The following is a 15,864-nucleotide window of genomic DNA, read 5'->3' on the forward strand; positions in this document are numbered from 1 at the left end:
CGGCGCGACACGGTGTCGCGCCGGGGGCCTCTTCACGTTCGGGAGGCTCCTCGCGAGCGCGGCTTCCCGGCCGGGACCCGGCCCGGCGGCCCCCAGGGCGCCTCAGGCAGCGAAGGAGGCCAGGAGGTGGCTGACCAGCCGCTGCGCGCGGCGGTGGGGTTCGGCGGACGCGGCCAGACCGCCGACCGCCTCGAACAGCATCTCCACGTCGTCGGTGGTGATCCCGGCCCGTACGACCCCGGCCCCCCGGGCCCGGTCCAGCACCGCCGCCAGCTTCTCCCGGCCCTCGCGGGCGTGCCGTTCGGCGTGGGAGGGGAACCGGGCCGCGAACTCCGGTGAGCACACACGGCCCTCCACCTGGAGGATGGAGCAGCGCCGCAGCGCGTACTCCATGCCGCGCCAGGGGTCGGCATGGGCCAGGGCCGCGTCGAACACGTTCTCGTACTGCGCGGCCGAGTCCGCGAAGAGCTCCATGACCAGGGCGTCCTTGGTGGGAAAACGCCGGTAGAGCGTGGCCGTGCCCACCCCGGAGCGCCGGGCGACGGCCGCCATCGGCAGGTCCAGGCCGCGCTCGCGGAAGCACTCGTGGGCGGCCCGCAGGATGCGTCGGCGGTTGTCCTCGGCGTCGCGCCGCATCGGCGGGAGCGCCGGGCGGTCCGGGTCCGTGGCCGGCGCCGGTGCGCCGATCCGAGAAGTCCCCATGTCCCCGTCTCTCACTTGTGTCCCCGGGGCCATCACGGCGCGGCCCCGGTGCGTTGGTCGGGGAGTCGGCACAGGCCGCGCACCGCCCCCGGCGTTCGTAGCGGGGAACCGCGGTGCGCGGCCGGCCATTCCCGTCAACGAGGAGAGGTTCACCGTGAACACCATGCGCGCTGTCCGCTACGAGCGGTTCGGTCCGCCCGACGTCCTGACGATCGACCGGGTGCCCGTCCCCGACCCGGGGCCGGGGGAGGTGCTCGTGCGGGTCCACGCCGCGAGCGTGGGCGGAGGGGAGACCGAGATCCGCGCGGGCAGCCTCCGCCGGGTCATGGGTTCGCGCATGCCCCGCGGCCTCGGCGTCGACTTCTCGGGGAGGGTGTCGGGCGTGGGACCCGGGGTCGACCCCGCGCGGGTGGGGGAGGAGGTGCTGGGAATCCTGCCGCACATGGGGTTCGGGAGCACGGCCGACTTCGTCGCGGTCCCGCAGGAGAGGGTCGTGGCGGCCCCGGCCGGCCTCGACCCGGCCGGGGCGGCGGCGCTCCCGGCCTCGGGGACCACGGTCCTGACCGCACTGGTGGAGAAGGCGCGCCTGCGCGAGGGGGAGCGGCTGCTGGTGCGCGGGGCCTCCGGCGGGGTCGGCAGCACGGCGGTGCAGGTCGGCCGGGCCCTGGGGGCGCACGTCACCGGCCTGGCCGGGCGGCGCAACCTCGACTGGGTCCGCGACCTGGGCGCCCACGAGGTGTTCGACCACCGTGAGACCGGGCCCGCGGACCTGGGCCGGTTCGACGTCGTCCTCGACGTGGTGGGATCCGAGCCGGGCGCCTACCGGAGGCTGCGCGCCCCGGGGGGCCGCTACCTCCCGCTGGCCATCGACCCCCGGCGCCCCCTGAGGTCGACCGCCGACACCCTCTGGTCCGCCGCCGTGGACCGCCGCAGGGTCCTGCCCTTCAGCAACAACCCCTCACGCGAGGACCTGGCCGAACTCGTCCGGTACGTCGAGTCGGGCCGGCTCGTGCCCGTGGTGGACGAGGTGTTCCCGGTGGAGAGGGTGCGGGAGGCCCACCGGAGGGTGGAGAAGGGCGGGCTGCGCGGCAAGGTCGTGGTGTCGATGGGCGAGGACCCCGGCCCGCGGAGCTGACCGGACGGTCCCGGGCGGGCGGGGCGACGGCGGTGTCAGCGCCCGACCGCGCCCGGGGGGCCGGACAACCGCGACCGCCCCACCGCGAGGTAGAAGGGGGAGGGCACGACCGGGGCCCGTCCGCGCAGGAGCCGGCGCAGGTTGAAGGCGGGCCACTTCGGAGCGGCCCTGACGGCCGTGTACATCAGCACGGCGCCGTCCGCTCCCTCCAGGGCGTGCAGCGCCGGACCGTAGACGCCGCGCGCCATCCACGCGGGAACACCGGGCCTGTCCGTGTCCAGCACCCGGACCGGGGCCGTCCAGTCGGCGCGGACGGGGCTCGGTTCGGGGGCCGTGGCGACCCAGAGGCCCTGGTCGGGGAAGCGCGGAGTGTTGTGCAGGTTCGCCCCCCTCGCCAGCACCATGACCCAGCGGTCGCCCACACGGTGGACGGCGTTGTCGAAGAAGCCCTCGTCGGGACCGGCGAAGACCCGCGGGGCGGACCACGCGATCCCGTCGGCGCTCTCGGCGACCCGGAGCTCGTAGTCGGGCAGCTCGCCCGGTCCGATCTCGTTCGGGTCGGCCTGGAACCACATCACGTAGCGGCCCCGGTGGTGGACCACGAGCGGTTCGAGCACGCTCGTCCGCGGTGCGCTGCCGCGCAGGACGGGCTCGTCGCGGCGCTCCCACCGTCCCCCGCGCTGCTCCAGGACCCCGATCGCGTAGCCGCTCCGGGGGCCGTAGTGCCTGGCCGTCGCGCGCCCGGTGTAGTAGATGCGCGCGGGCCGGCCGTCGACGGCGGGCACGTACGAGGGCGTGTGCATCCCCGCGCGGTCCCACCCGTCGCGGGGAGGGTCCGCGACGATCGGCCTCGCCCGGCCGCGCGCGTCGGCGTCGATCAGCCACCGCGCGGAGTCCATGCCCCCGCCGGGGGCCGGACGGGCCAGGTAGAGCCGGTTGCGGAACGTCGTGGAGAAGCCGCCCAGGAACATCGTCGCGACACCGTCGACCACGTGGAGGTCCGGGTCGCCGACGCCGAGCAGTCCTCGCGGCATCGGCCCGTCGACCATGTCCCACAGCGCCGTCGCACGACCTGGTCCATCGATGGAGAACACGTCTACCTCCGGGAATCGAACACGCCGAACGGCGCGGACTCCCCTGTGGACCAGGTAGGTCGTTGCCCCGAGGCTAGCAGCGCCGAGCGGCGGGGTACAGGGGGCGGAACGCCTCCCGGAGGGCCGCTGTCGCGGGGGCGGACCGCGGACGGGGGCACCGGCCGGGCGCGTCGGCCCCGCGCCCTAGGCTGGGGCGGTGAGCGAACCGATCATCGTGGCCCGTGGTGTGGACGTGGAACTGGGCGGAGTCCCGGTCCTGAGCGGGGTCGACCTCACGGTCGAGCCCGGGGAGGTGGTGGCGGTGCTCGGCGCCAACGGCGTCGGGAAGACCACCCTGCTGCGCTGCCTCGCCGGGCTGCAGAGCGCCTCCGGCAGCGTGAGCGTGCTGGGCCGGCCGCCCGTGGACGAGCCCGGCTTCTGGCGCGAGGTCGCCCTGGTCGGCGACGAGCCCACCTGGTACCCCGGACTGAGCGTGCGGGAGCACCTGGAGCTGATGCGCGGCGTGCACGGCCCGGGGCGGCTGGAGGTGGGGGCGGCCCTGGACCTGTTCGAGCTGGGCGGCTGCGCCGACCGGGCCCCGTCGTCGCTGTCGACCGGGCAGCGTCAGCGGCTGTCCCTGGCCATGGCGCTGCTGCGCCCCAGCCGGCTGCTGCTGCTGGACGAGCCGGAGCGCGGGCTCGACGCGGCCTTCCGGGAACGGCTCGCGGGGCTGCTCGCGGTCTACGCCGACGACGGCGGGACGGTGGTCATGGTGACGCACGACCCGCGGTTCGCCGAGGACGCCCGGCACATCGCCCTGGAGGCCGCCGCGTGAACGGGGTGGCGCAGGTCCGGGCGTTCGTCCGTGCCGGGGACCGCGGCCGCCGCACCTGGTCCGACCGGTACATCACCCTGTTCGGCCTGGGACTGCTGGTGGTGCTCGCGGCCCCGGCGGTCGGCCGGGCGGTGTCGGGGGTGCCCGCCGGCGTCGACCCGGCGCGGGCGGGCGCGGGCCTGGCCCTGGTCGCGCTGCTGCTGGCCGGCGCCCTGGTCCTCGCGCGCGGGCTCGGGCCCGTGGCGGTGTCGGCCGCGGACGCGGCGTGGCTGCTGCTCTCGCCGCTGCCGCGCCGGAGCGTGCTGACCCGCACGGCGGTGGTCCTGGCCGCGCTGTGCGCCGCGTTCGGCGCGGTCCTCGGCCTGGTGCTGCTGAGCGCACTCGGGGCCTCCGACGAGCTGACGCTGCGGCTGTTCGCGTCCCTGGTCACGGGCGTCGCGTGGACGCTGGGCGGGACGGCGGCGGCCGTCCTCGCCCAGGCGTTCCAGCCCTGGGACGGCCGGCTGGTCGCGACGGTGGCCGTCCTCGTGGTCGCGGGGGCCGCCGCGGTGGTCATGAGCGCCGGCCCCGGACAGAGCGTGCTCACCGGTATCGCGTCGGCGCCCCCGGCGGCGTGGACGGCGGCGGCCACCGCGTCCGCCGCCGGGGCCGCCGGCCTCGCGGCACGGGCCTGGGCGGCCCTCGCGCGCATCCCGGCCCGCGCGGTGCTGGAGGCCTCGCGGCGGGTGGGGTTCGCGGCGGGCGCGTTCGTCGTCATGGACCCGGGTTCGCTGACCCTGGTCGCCGAGGACGCCCACTGGCGGTCGAGGGTCCTGAGGTCGCGCCCGTGGCCGTCGCGGCTGCGCGGCGCGGCGGCGGTGGCCTGGCTGGACTGGCGGCGGCTGGCGCGGCGGCCGGGACGGCTCGCGCTGATGGCTGCCGCGGCCGCCCTGCCCGTGCTGGCGGAGCGTGCGGGCGGCGGCGCGACGGCGGTGGCGGCCGTGCTCGCCGCGGGTGCGCTCGCGGTCGCCGCGGCGGGGACCGCCGGGGCGCGCCGGGACGCCGGGGACGCCTCGCTCGCGCGGCTGCTGGGCACGGGTCCGCGCGCGCTCCTCGCGGCGCGGTCGGTGCTGCCCGCCCTGCTCGGCGGCTCATGGCTGGCCCTGGCGCTGGCGGGACTGGACGTCGCGGGAGACGGCGCCGGCCTCTGGCCCCTCGGACTGCTGTGCGCGCCGGCGCTGGCGGCGGGGGCGCTGCGGATGGCGCGCCGTAGTCCCATCGAGCACGCGATGCCGGCCGTGGACACGCCCATGGGCCCGGTGCCGCTCGGTCCGCTGGTGTGGGCGATGGCCGGGGCCGACGTCGCCGTGCTCGGGTGCCTGCCCGCGCTCGTGGCGGTCGCCGCCGGGGCGACCGGCCCGCTGCTCGCGGCGCAGGCGGTCTGGGGCGCGGCGGTGCTGGCGGCCTACTGCGCCGCCCCGAGGAGGGCGTAGGGACGGCGGCCGGGCCGGTCCGCCGGAAGCCGGGTGCTCAGTCCCCGCGTCCCCAGGGGCGCTCGCCCGGGCCGGCCGTCACGGTCTTCCCGATGTGGCTCCGGAGCGCTTCACGCGAGGACGTGAGCGCTTCGATCTGCCCGGTCAGCCGGTCCTCGCGGGCTCGCATGAGAGCCAGTAGTTCGGGACAGCTCACGAAGTCGGGGGCCTCCCCGAGCACACAGGGCATCACCGAGGCGATGTCCCTGGTGGACATCCCCGAGTCGATCAAGGACCTGATCTGGTTCACCCTCGCCACGGCGTCCTCGGGGTACTCGCGGTACCCGTTCGTGCCGCGGTCCGGCTCCAGGAGTCCCTGCGCCTCGTAGTACCGCAGTTGGTGCGCACCGACACCCGTCCGGCGGCTCAGCTCCCCGACCAGCACCAGAAAGCTCCTTGACCTTCATACCGGTATGAACGTTGAAGATTGTGCCATGGGCGACAGCCCCGGTTCCTCCGTCGGTGCGCCCGGACTGCTGGGGAACGCCCCCGCTGCCGGGCACGGCGGGCCCGACCGCCACGTCCTGATCGAAGCATCCGACGAGAGGTGGGGAACCCCGTGACCATGGAAAGCGCCGAGACCGTCTCCCGGACGGCGGCCGTGTACATCTCGATCTGGAACGAGCGAGACCCCCGGGCCCGCCGTGCCCTCGGGAACGAGGTCTTCGCTCCGCACGCGGTGTACACGGACCCCGCAACCGTGGCCGAGGGCGTGTCGGCCATCGACTCCTACATCGCCGGCTGGCAGGAGCAGTTCGCCGGCATGGTGTTCCGGCTCGGTGAAGTCCGCGCCCACCACGGCCTGGCCCACTTCGACTGGAGCTTCGGCAGGCCCGGCGAACCTGCGGTGGGCGACGGCTGGGACGTCATGGTGCTGGAGAACGGCGGGATCAGCAGGATCTACGGCTTCTTCGCCCAGGGGCCGTCGTGAAAGCGGATCCTGTCCGTCGGGGACCCTGCCCCGTGGGACGCGGGGCCCCGACGAACGCCTGATGAGCCCGGATCGTCGGCCCGGGGCCCGGCGGCGATCACCGGGCGCGGCGGTCACCGGTTCCTTCGTGCTTGGCCGAGGGCGAGCCCGCAGGCCGCGAACCCCGTGGCGACGAGGACGACCGTGCGGCTGCCCCGCCGGACCTCGAGGGAGACGCCGGCGAGGACCGGGCGCTTCCCGTAGGACTTCCTGAGGCCGGTCACCGCGACCGAGGTGTGTTCGAGCACGGGCGTCACCCTACCTACCGTCAGGTAGGGCGGCAGGTCCGGAGGCTCCCGGCCGGTGGCGCCATAGCGTTCGATTTCCATTCATTGCAATGCATGGCGTGGAGTTGTTGCGTTAGATTCAAAACCAAAGCAACGATTTCGCGGAAACTACCTGCAATTATAGGTTTTTCTCGCAACGAAGGTGTTGCCGACTATGCGAATGCAACGTAGCTTTTCCTTCATCGGAAACAGCGGGTCGCAAGGATCCGCCGCACGAGGAGGACAAGCACGATGCACACGTTCACCACCCCCGCCCCCGTCACCGCCGTCCTGGACGTCCCCGGCGCCCACATCAGCCTCACCGCCGCCGACCGCGCCGACACCACCGTCGAGGTCCTGCCCGCCGACCCCGCCAGGAGCCGAGACGTCAAGGCCGCCGAGCGCACCGCCGTGGACCTCGCCGACGGGGTCCTGAGCATCCGGACCGCGCCCGCCGAGAACCGGATCCTGGGTGACACCGGCTCCGTGCGGATCGTCGTCCACCTGCCCGCCGGCTCGGCCCTCCGGGCCGAAGCCGCCGACGCCCGGCTGCACAGCACCGGACGCCTGGGCGAGATCACCCTCGAAGCCGCCCGTGCCACGGTCGAACTCGACCACACCGCCGAGGCCCGCCTCACCCTGCTGGCCGGCGACGTCTCACTGGCCCGCCTCGAAGGCTCCGCCCGGATCAGCACCTCCAAGGGCGACATCGCCGTCACCGAGGCCGTGCGCGGCACCGTCGAGCTGAGCACCGAGTCCGGAAGCATCTCGATCGGCGCCGCCCCCGGCGTCTCGGCCTCCCTGGACGCCGGAACCCCCTACGGCCGTATCCACAACGCCCTCAGGAACGACGGCGCCCCCGACCTGCACATCCGCGCCACCACCGCCCGCAGCCTGTAGCCCGGCCGACCCCGTCCCGTACCGACAGTCGAAGGAGAACACCACCATGTCCGCCACCTCCGCCGAGCAGGACCGCCCGGAACTCCAGAAGATCATCCAGGACGTCGTCGGCCCCGGTTTCGTCGGGATCCAGATGCGCGTGAACGACGAGCGGGGGGAGTGGGCCGGCAGTGCCGGGGCCCGCGAGCTGGGCTCCCCCGAGAAGCCGCCGACCGACGGGCACTTCCGGATCGGCAGCAGCACCAAGACCTTCACCGCGACCGTGGTGCTGCAGCTGGTGGCCGAGGGAAGACTCGGTCTGGAGGACCCGGTGGCCGACCACCTCCCCGGGTTCGGGCTGGACCGGAGGATCACGGTGCGGATGCTGCTACAGCACACCAGCGGCATCTTCAACTTCACCGGCGAGCACTACGAGGACGGCACGGTCGTGCCCGGGATCACCTGGGCGGGCCGGGAGTGGGTGGAGAGCCGGTTCAGGACCTACCGGCCCGAGGAGCTGGTGGAGCTGTCGCTGTCCAGTCCGGCGCGGTTCGAGCCGGGCGCGGACTGGAGCTACGCCAACACCAACTACGTGCTGGCCAGGCTGCTGGTCGAGAAGGTCACCGGCCACCCGCTCGCCGAGGAGATGCGGCGTTCGGTCCTGGGCCCCCTCGGGCTGACGGGGACCGTCGTGCCGACCACCGGGCCGGAGCTCCCCGAACCGCACGCCCACGCCTACTACCGGTACGAGGAGGACGGCGAGGAGAGGACGGTCGACGTCACCCGCCAGAACCCCTCGTGGATCTCCAGCGGCGGCGACATGGTCTCCACCACCCGGGACCTCCACGTGTTCGTCTCCGCGCTGCTGGGCGGCAGGCTCCTGCCGGCCCCGCTCCTGGCCGAGATGTGCACGCCGCATCCCAAGGCGGGCTACGGCCTCGGGGTGTTCGTGCAGGAGACCCCGGGCGGGGGCACCGTCATCACCCACAACGGGGGTATCGCGGGCTACGCGGCGCTGATGTACGGCACGCCCGACGGCAGCAGGACCCTGACCGCTTCGCTGACCTACGTGGACGACGCCGGGCAGTCCCTGGCGGGGGAGTTCCAGGAGGTGACGCGGAGGCTCGTCGGGGAGGTGTTCGGAAGCGGGGAGGGCGCCGCGGCCGAGCCGGCCCGGTAGACGGCTCCGGGGCCCCGGGCACGGCCACACCGGGCAGGTCGGGCCGTCGTCGTGCCGGGCCGGGGCAACCGCGCGCCTCAGCCGTAGCTGGTGTCGCGCCAGTCGACCCTGCGGCCGTTGACGGAGCCGCCCCATTCCAGGCAGGAGCCGCGCCCGTCCACGTACACCGGTCCGGGGTACGGATCGGGTAGGCCCGGCGTCGGCTCCCCGGCCCTGTTCAGCCAGACATCCACGGCAGCGGTGCCCGGATTCTCGGGAATGGTGACCGCGCAGTTGTAGCCGTTGGAGTTGTTGTAGGTGAGGTGGACGGTGCCCTGGTTGCCGGGTATCCGGAGGGAGTTGACCACCTGGTAGCCCGTTCCGCAGGCACCGTTGTAGGCGGCGGCGGAGGCGGGAGTTGCGGTGGAGGCCGCGCCCGCGAGGAGGGTGAGCGTCGCGACGGCGATGGTCAGGCTTTTCCTGAGCAGTCGCACGGGGCGGGTCCGTTCGTTCGGGGCCCGCACCCTCGCGGGGGTGCGGGCCGTCGTCGTGCCGGGCCGGGAGCCCGTGCGCCTCAGCCGCAGTTGGTGGCGATCCTCGTGACCTGGTGGCCGTTGATGGTGCCCGTCCAGTCCATGCAGGTGTCGCTCCCGTGTACGTAGACCGGGCCGGCGTAGGTGGTGAAGTCGCCCGAGTCGTACCTGGCCGAGCTCTCGTCGCCGGTCCTGCGCAGGCCGACGAGCATGGGCAGTGCGGCGCCCGGGTTGTTGCGGATGGTGACCGCGCAGTTGTAGCCGTTGGAGTTGTTGTAGGTGAGGAAGAGGGTGCCCTGGTTGTTGGGCACCTGGGCAGAGTTGACGACGTTGTAGCCCGTTCCGCAGGCGCCGTTGTAGGCGGCGGCGGAGGCGGGGGCCGCGGCGATCGCGCCGCCGGCCAGGAGCGCGAGGGTGGCGGTGGCGGTGGCGAGGCTTTTCCTGAGCAGTCGCACGGGGGGATCCGTTCGTTCGGTGGTTGGGCCCCTCAAGCTTGACGGGTTCTCCCGGAAACGTCCTTGGCCGGGAGTGACCACTTTCTTGATCCTCGGTCCACTGACACGGGCCCGTTCTCGCGAAGGCCCGAGGCGCTCACTCGTCCCGGACGGAGATCCCCGTGCTCGCGGCGAGGGCGGGGGCGAGCGCGATCAGCTGGCCCCGGGTGACGATCGCGCCGGCCAGGGACTCGAAGCCCGACGTCAGGTCGAGGTCGACCGCCCCGCGCAGGTCCACCTCGCGCAGCTTCGCCTTGGCCAGGTGCACCTTCCGCAGGCTGGAGCCGGGGAAGGAGACCCGGGACAGGGACGCCCCGCCGAAGTCCACGTCGGTGAGGACGCAGTCCTCGAACACCACGTCGTCCATGCGCGAGGCCCTGAAGTTCACCCCGTCGAGCTTGCAGGAGGAGAAGACCACGCGCCGGACCTCGCAGTCGAAGGAGGCGGCGCCGGCGAACACGCTGTCCACGATGCTGCTGTCGAGCCAGACGGACTCCGCGATGTCGGTGCCGGTCACGCGCACCGTGTGCAGCCACACGTCGGTGAACCTGCACCGGCGCAGGCTCCCGCCGCTCCACCGGGCGGAGGTGAAGGCGCTCTCGATGAACCGGGCGCCGGTGAGGTGGACCCGGTCGAACCCGCCGCCGTCGAAGTGGACGCCCTCGTGGGGGTCGTCGTGCAGCTGCTCCATGCTGAAGGGGCGCAGGTCCTCGGCGTAGGGCAGGTCCGAGATCTCGGTGGGGACGGGGCGACCGGACACGGGGTCCTCTCCTGGAGCGGCCCCTGGCGGGCCGCGGGGTGGACACGGGCGCGAGGCGGGTTCGCACCCGACGCCACCGCGGTCTCCTGACCAGTGGAACCTACCACCGCGTCGAGCGGCGCCCCGGCCGGTCCGCCACGAGAGGTCGGGGCGCCGACCGCGCCACCGGCCCCCGCCTGCCGAGGGCGGACGGAAGCAGGAGCACACGGTGCTCGCCGAGGCGGGGCCGGCCCGCGGGGTGGTTTACTCGGCCGGACGACAGACATCGCGGAGCGGGCGGCCCCGGCTCCGCGGCGAGTGAAGGCGAGAAGGGCATGCCCACGGCGTTCGACCCCCACGAGCTGGCCGGTACCAAGGTGAGGAACCGGATCGTGATGGCGCCCATGACGCGCAGCCGCGCCCGGGAGCCGGAGCGGATCCCGACGGCGCTGACCGCCCGGTACTACGCCCAGCGCGCGGGCGCCGGCCTGATCGTCACCGAGGGCACCCAGCCCTCGGCCGTCGGTCAGGGGTACACCAACACCCCCGGGCTGCACTCGGCCGAGCAGGTCCGGGCGTGGAGAGCGGTGACCGACGCGGTCCACGCCGAGGGCGGGGTGATCTTCGCCCAGCTGATGCACACCGGCCGGATCGGGCACCCCGACGTGCTGCCCGACGGCCTGGCGCCGGTGGGGCCCTCCGCGGTCAGGGCGCGGGGGAAGGTCTACACCCACCAGGGGGCGGCGGAGTTCGTCACCCCCCGGGAGCTGACCGACGAGGAGGTCCACCGGACGGTCCGGGACTTCGCCGACGCGGCGCGCAACGCGATCGACGCCGGGTTCGACGGGGTCGAGGTCCACGGCGCCAACGGGTACCTGCTCCACCAGTTCCTGTCGGTCAACGCCAACCTCCGCACGGACCGGTGGGGCGGCTCCGTCGAGAACCGGATCCGGCTCCCCCTGGAGGTCGCCCGGGCGGTGGCCGGGGCGATCGGCCCGCACCGCACCGGCATCCGCCTCTCGCCCGGCGGCACGTTCAACGACATCACCGACGACGCGGACCTGGCCGGGACCTACCTGCCCCTGGTGAACGGGCTGGCCGAGCTGGACCTGGCCTACCTGCACCTGGCGGAGCAGGCCGACCGCGCGCTCACCGACCGGCTGCGCGCCGCGTGGCCGAACACGTTCATCCTCAACCCCGCCACCGGCTCCGGCGTCCCGACCGGTCCGGACGCGGTCGACCTGGTGGCGGACGGCACCGCGGACCTGGTCTCCTTCGGGGCCCTGTTCCTGGCCAACCCCGACCTGCCCGCGCGCCTGGCCGCCGACGGGCCCTTCAACGCCCCGGACCGGGCCACCTTCTACTCCGGCGGCGAGCGGGGCTACACCGACTACCCGGCCCTGGACTGAGACCGCCCCGCCGCCGTCCGGCGGCCCGTCCCGCGACGTCGGCCCGCCGACACCGCGACGACACAACGAGAAGGAGTCACCTTGAGCTTCGACACACCCGAGGGCACCCGCGGCGCCCAGCTGCCGCCCGCCGAGCAGATGCGGCGGATGAACGAGGACGTGATCGCCGACATCCGCGCCGGCGGCAGCGGACCGGACGGGATGAACGCGCTCGTCCTGGTCACCGTCGGCCGCAAGAGCGGGCAGGAGCGGCAGACTCCGGTGGCCTACTTCCCCCTGGACGGGGACTCCTATGCGATTGTGGCCTCCGCCGCCGGGGCGGCCAGGCACCCGGTCTGGTACCGCAACCTGGCCGCCGCCCCCGACCGGGTGCGCGTGGTCGTCGCGGGGGAGGAGCTCGCCGTCACTGCCGAGGAGCTCGCCGGAAGCGAACGCGACCGCGTCTGGGCGAAGATCACCGCCGCCGCACCGGGGTTCGCGGAGTACGAGCGGGCCACCGACCGCACGATCCCCGTCATCCGCCTCCTCCCGAAGGGCCACGGCGAGGACTGAGTCCCCGCCCTGCCCGACCCGGGAAGGACCCTGCCGACGGCGAGGGCCTTCCCGGGGATCTCCGGGGCGGTCGCCACGTCGGCGGGGCCGGGCCCGCCCGGTCAGCGCGCGGGGGCCGCCCCCGGGCGCAGGGCCTCCATGGCCTGCCGGCCCAGGCTCTGCTCGATGTGCCCGCGCATGACCTCCTCGGCGGTCCCGCTCTGGCCGCCGATCACCGCCTCCGCCAGCGCCCGGTGCTCACCGCGCACGCGCGCGTCCTCGGAGGCGGACCCGGCGCGGTGCCGCAGGGTGAACTGGCGGTAGCGGTCGGCCTTGTCCCACAGGCTGTCCAGGATGCCGATCATGGGCTCGTTGTGGGAGGCGCGGTACACGGCGCGGTGGAAGTCGCGGTGCGCGTTCAGCGCCTGGATGCCGGACGTGCCGGTCAGCGGGTCCAGGGCGTCCAGCGCGCGGCGGATCGCCTCGACGTCGGCGCCGGTGCGGCGCTGGGCCGCCCACCCGGCGGCCAGGGGGTCCACGTGCGAGCGGACCTCGTACAGGCTCTGCGCCTCCTCGAAGGACAGCTCCGTCACCCGCGCGTCCCGGTGCGTCTCCAGCGTCATGAGCCCCTCGGCGGCCAGGCGCTTGAGCGCCTCGCGCACGGGCGTGGTCGAGACGCCCAGTTCGGCCGCGATGCCCTCCTGGCTCAGCGCCGCCCCGGGGTGCAGCTCGTCGGCGAGGATGCGCTGCTTGATCTCCTCGTAGGCGTACTGGCTCTTGCTGAAAACCGGCTTCGTCGTCACGAACGTCGTCCTCCCTGAGGAGGCAGGATATCGGCCTCTCCTGACTTCTGACATCATGTAGCCTATAGGCTAGGAGGACTGATGTCGATCGATTCACACCGCAGCCGCCGGAGGCTGGGGTCCGCGGCGGGCGGCGCGGAGTACTTCCACATCGGGGCGGTGCCGGGAACCGAACGGCTGCCCCTCGCGCACAAGATCATGCTGGAGAACCTCCTGCGCCACGAGGACGGCGACCTGGTCACCGGGGCCGACATCGCGGCAGTGGCGGAGGGGCGCACCGGCACCCACGAGATCGCCTTCCACCCCTCCAGGGTGTTCCTGCACGACACCAACGGCGTGCCCGTCCTGACCGACCTGGCCGCGCTGCGCGACGCGGTCGCCGAACGCGGCGGGGACCCGGGTGCCGTCGACGGCGCTATCCCCGCCGAGCTGACGGTCGACCACTCGGTGTCCACCGACTTCTTCGCCCGCCCCGACGCCCCCCGCCTCAACGTCCGGCGCGAATACGAGCGCAACGCCGAGCGCTACCGGTTCCTCAAGTGGGGACAGCGGGCGCTGAGCACGCTCGAGGTGGTCCCGCCCGGCGCCGGCATCATGCACCAGATCAACGTCGAGCACCTGGCCCGCGTGGTCGAGGTGCGCGACGGCCTGGCCCTCCCCGACACCGTCGCCGGGACCGACTCCCACACCACCATGGTCAACGGGCTGGGCGTGCTGGCCTGGGGCGTGGGCGGCATCGAGGCCGAGGCGGCCGTGCTGGGCCAGCCGGTCTCCCTGCTCATCCCCCCGGTGGTCGGCGTGGAACTGGTCGGCGAGCTGCGGCCCGGCGTCACCGCGACCGACCTCGTGCTCACCGTCACCGAGAGGATGCGGCGCCTGGGCGTGGTCGGCAGCATCGTGGAGTTCTTCGGCGCCGGGGTCGGCGCCACCGGCGTCGCCACGCGGTGCACCCTGGCCAACATGAGCCCGGAGTTCGGCTCGACCGCCGCGCTCTTCCCCGTCGACGACCGCACCCTGGAGTTCCTGCGCCTGACCGGGCGCCGCGAGGACCACGTGCGGCTGGTGGAGGCCTACGCCAAGGAGCAGGGCCTGTGGCACGACCCCGACCGCAGGCCGTGCTTCGACCGGACCCTCGTCGTCGACCTGGACGGGATCACCCCGAGCCTGGCCGGACCGCGCAGACCGCAGGACCGGGTCGAGCTGGCCGGGACCGGCGAGGCGGTGCGCGCCGCCCTCGCCGAGCTGGGCCGTGCCGAGGAGCCCGCGCCCGCCGAGGGGCCCGACGCGTCCGGGCCGCGCGACGGCGCCGTCGCCATCGCCGCCATCACCTCGTGCACCAATACCTCCAACCCCGCCGTCATGGTCGCCGCCGGCCTCCTCGCCCGCAACGCCGTCCGGCGCGGACTGGGCGTCGCACCGTGGGTCAAGACCAGCCTGGCCCCCGGCTCCCGCGTGGTCGTGGACTACCTGGAGCGCGCCGGCCTGATGCGCGACCTGGAGAAGCTGGGGTTCGGCCTGGTCGGGTACGGGTGCATGACGTGCATCGGCAACTCCGGGCCGCTGGCGCCCGGGGCGGCGGCCGCCGTCGAGGACAGGGGGCTGGTGGCCGCCTCGGTGACCTCGGGCAACCGCAACTTCGACGGCCGCGTCAACAACGACGTCTCCCTGAACTTCCTCGCCTCGCCCCCGCTCGTGGTCGCCTTCGCCCTGGCGGGGACCACCCGCGTCGACCTCACCGCCGACCCGCTCGGCACCGGCCCGGACGGCGAGCCGGTCATGCTGGCCGACCTGTGGCCCACCGAGGCCGAGATCGAGGAGGTGGTCTCCGCCGGCATCGAACCGTCGATGTACACCGAGGTCTACGGCACCCTCTTCGACGGCGACGAGAACTGGCGGGGGCTCACCGCGCCCGGGGGCGCCCGGTTCGACTGGGACCCCGACTCCGTGTACCTGCAGCGCCCCCCGTTCCTGGAACTGGCGGCGGAGCGGGGCGCGGAGGGGGCGCACGGCGACATCGTGGGCGCCCGCGCCCTCCAGGTCCTCGGTGACTCCGTCACCACCGACCACCTCTGCCCGGCCGGGCGCATCCCCGCCGACAGCCCCGCCGGACGGTTCCTCCGCGAGCGCGGCGTGGAGGCGCCCGACCTCAACACCTACGCCTCGCGCAGGGGCAACTGGCAGGTGATGAAACTCGGCGGCCTGGCCAACCCCCGGCTCCGCAACGCGATGACCCCCGGCCTGCCGGGCGGCAGCGCCGTCGATCTCGGCCCCGACGGCGACGAGCGCACGGTCGGCGAGGTCCACGCCGTCGCCGACCGCCACCGCGACCGCGGGCAGCCGATGCTGATCATCGCCGGCCGGGAGTACGGCACGGGCTCCTCCCGGGACTGGGCCGCCAAGGTCACCTCGCTCCTGGGCGTGCGCGCGGTCATCGCCGAGTCCTTCGAGCGCATCCACCGCTCCAACCTGGTGGGCATGGGCGTGCTCGCCCTCCAGTTCGAGGACGGCGACAGCGCCGGGAGCCTCGGGCTGACGGGGGAGGAGGAGTACGCCGTCACGGGGCTGGAGGGCCGCGACGAGGTCCCCGAGCGCCTGTCCGTCACCGCCCGCCACCTGCGCACGGGCCGGGTCACCGAGTTCACCGTGCGGGCCCGGGTGGACACCTCCCGCGAACAGCTCTACTACCGCCACGGCGGGCTGCTGCCCTACATCCTGCACCGGGCGCTGTCGGAGCCGGGGCGGGCCCGGGACTGATCCGACCGCGCGCCGCCCGGCGAGGGGCCGGCCGGGAGTCCCTCCCCGCCGGCCCCACCCTGTCGGCGCGC

The 15,864-nt window shown here is 74.3% G+C and carries 18 protein-coding genes; 10 read left to right on the plus strand and 8 right to left on the minus strand.

Annotated elements, in window-relative coordinates:
- Positions 1–102: 102 nt before the first annotated feature.
- On the minus strand, positions 103–702 hold the full coding sequence (locus ACWGL3_RS24295; RefSeq protein ID WP_267949636.1) for a TetR/AcrR family transcriptional regulator: 600 nt from the start codon (positions 700–702) through the stop codon (positions 103–105).
- A 163-nt stretch (positions 703–865) separates the two neighbouring features.
- On the opposite strand from ACWGL3_RS24295, the gene ACWGL3_RS24300 reads away from it, so the two are divergent.
- Entirely contained in the window at positions 866–1,837 is a 972-nt protein-coding gene (locus ACWGL3_RS24300) for an NAD(P)-dependent alcohol dehydrogenase (RefSeq protein ID WP_452461827.1), read from the plus strand.
- 35 nt (positions 1,838–1,872) lie between these two features.
- Here the strand turns inward: ACWGL3_RS24300 and ACWGL3_RS24305 are convergent, their stop codons facing one another.
- Positions 1,873–2,931 carry a hypothetical protein gene (locus ACWGL3_RS24305; protein ID WP_267949637.1) on the minus strand — a complete coding sequence of 353 codons (1,059 nt, stop codon included), beginning with the start codon at positions 2,929–2,931 and terminating at the stop codon, positions 1,873–1,875.
- Between the two features lie 196 nt (positions 2,932–3,127).
- Between ACWGL3_RS24305 and ACWGL3_RS24310 the strand changes: the two genes are divergently transcribed.
- Positions 3,128–3,745, plus strand: a complete 618-nt coding sequence (locus tag ACWGL3_RS24310) for an ABC transporter ATP-binding protein (RefSeq protein ID WP_452461824.1) — start codon at positions 3,128–3,130, stop codon at positions 3,743–3,745.
- Positions 3,742–5,217 carry a DUF6297 family protein gene (locus ACWGL3_RS24315; RefSeq protein WP_452461825.1) on the plus strand — a complete coding sequence of 492 codons (1,476 nt, stop codon included), beginning with the start codon at positions 3,742–3,744 and terminating at the stop codon, positions 5,215–5,217. Before ACWGL3_RS24310 ends, ACWGL3_RS24315 begins: the two co-directional genes overlap by 4 nt.
- A 37-nt stretch (positions 5,218–5,254) precedes the next feature.
- Here the strand turns inward: ACWGL3_RS24315 and ACWGL3_RS24320 are convergent, their stop codons facing one another.
- Positions 5,255–5,641: a MerR family transcriptional regulator gene (locus ACWGL3_RS24320; RefSeq protein WP_452461826.1), complete on the minus strand. Its 387-nt coding sequence runs from the start codon at positions 5,639–5,641 to the stop codon at positions 5,255–5,257.
- A 49-nt stretch (positions 5,642–5,690) separates the two neighbouring features.
- Between ACWGL3_RS24320 and ACWGL3_RS24325 the strand changes: the two genes are divergently transcribed.
- A complete protein-coding gene (locus ACWGL3_RS24325; RefSeq protein ID WP_267949641.1) occupies positions 5,691–5,819 on the plus strand; it encodes a hypothetical protein in 129 nt (42 codons plus the stop codon).
- A 2-nt stretch (positions 5,820–5,821) separates the two neighbouring features.
- Complete coding sequence (locus ACWGL3_RS24330; RefSeq protein ID WP_267950363.1) at positions 5,822–6,187, plus strand: nuclear transport factor 2 family protein; 366 nt, start codon at positions 5,822–5,824, stop codon at positions 6,185–6,187.
- A gap of 113 nt (positions 6,188–6,300) precedes the next feature.
- Here ACWGL3_RS24330 and ACWGL3_RS24335 read toward each other — a convergent pair whose 3' ends face one another.
- The gene (locus ACWGL3_RS24335) at positions 6,301–6,474 is read right to left on the minus strand and encodes a hypothetical protein (protein WP_267949642.1); all 174 of its coding nucleotides are present in this window, start codon (positions 6,472–6,474) and stop codon (positions 6,301–6,303) included.
- 270 nt (positions 6,475–6,744) lie between these two features.
- Here ACWGL3_RS24335 and ACWGL3_RS24340 point away from each other — a divergent pair, with 270 nt between their 5' ends.
- Together ACWGL3_RS24340 and ACWGL3_RS24345 are read left to right on the plus strand one after the other, a co-directional pair.
- Positions 6,745–7,392: a DUF4097 family beta strand repeat-containing protein gene (locus tag ACWGL3_RS24340; RefSeq protein ID WP_267949643.1), complete on the plus strand. Its 648-nt coding sequence runs from the start codon at positions 6,745–6,747 to the stop codon at positions 7,390–7,392.
- Between the two features lie 46 nt (positions 7,393–7,438).
- Positions 7,439–8,551, plus strand: coding sequence for a serine hydrolase domain-containing protein (locus ACWGL3_RS24345; RefSeq protein WP_267949644.1), 1,113 nt, complete (start codon positions 7,439–7,441; stop codon positions 8,549–8,551).
- A gap of 77 nt (positions 8,552–8,628) precedes the next feature.
- On the opposite strand, the gene ACWGL3_RS24350 is transcribed toward ACWGL3_RS24345, so the two are convergent.
- From ACWGL3_RS24350 to ACWGL3_RS24360, 3 genes are all read right to left on the minus strand, one after another.
- A complete protein-coding gene (locus ACWGL3_RS24350) occupies positions 8,629–9,024 on the minus strand; it encodes a spore-associated protein A (protein WP_267949645.1) in 396 nt (131 codons plus the stop codon).
- Positions 9,025–9,104: 80 nt separating this feature from the next.
- Entirely contained in the window at positions 9,105–9,518 is a 414-nt protein-coding gene (locus tag ACWGL3_RS24355; protein ID WP_267949646.1) for a spore-associated protein A, read from the minus strand.
- Positions 9,519–9,654: 136 nt separating this feature from the next.
- Positions 9,655–10,317: a pentapeptide repeat-containing protein gene (locus tag ACWGL3_RS24360; protein ID WP_267949647.1), complete on the minus strand. Its 663-nt coding sequence runs from the start codon at positions 10,315–10,317 to the stop codon at positions 9,655–9,657.
- A 314-nt stretch (positions 10,318–10,631) separates the two neighbouring features.
- On the opposite strand from ACWGL3_RS24360, the gene ACWGL3_RS24365 reads away from it, so the two are divergent.
- Together ACWGL3_RS24365 and ACWGL3_RS24370 are read left to right on the plus strand one after the other, a co-directional pair.
- The gene (locus tag ACWGL3_RS24365) at positions 10,632–11,705 is read left to right on the plus strand and encodes an alkene reductase (RefSeq protein ID WP_267949648.1); all 1,074 of its coding nucleotides are present in this window, start codon (positions 10,632–10,634) and stop codon (positions 11,703–11,705) included.
- 81 nt (positions 11,706–11,786) lie between these two features.
- A complete protein-coding gene (locus ACWGL3_RS24370) occupies positions 11,787–12,257 on the plus strand; it encodes a nitroreductase/quinone reductase family protein (protein WP_267949649.1) in 471 nt (156 codons plus the stop codon).
- Between the two features lie 101 nt (positions 12,258–12,358).
- On the opposite strand, the gene ACWGL3_RS24375 is transcribed toward ACWGL3_RS24370, so the two are convergent.
- On the minus strand, positions 12,359–13,039 hold the full coding sequence (locus tag ACWGL3_RS24375; protein ID WP_267949650.1) for a GntR family transcriptional regulator: 681 nt from the start codon (positions 13,037–13,039) through the stop codon (positions 12,359–12,361).
- An 81-nt stretch (positions 13,040–13,120) separates the two neighbouring features.
- Here ACWGL3_RS24375 and acnA point away from each other — a divergent pair, with 81 nt between their 5' ends.
- Positions 13,121–15,793, plus strand: a complete 2,673-nt coding sequence (acnA, locus tag ACWGL3_RS24380) for an aconitate hydratase AcnA (RefSeq protein ID WP_267949651.1) — start codon at positions 13,121–13,123, stop codon at positions 15,791–15,793.
- Positions 15,794–15,864 lie beyond the last annotated feature (71 nt).

The sequence above is a fragment of the Nocardiopsis sp. NPDC055824 genome, assembly GCF_053616335.1.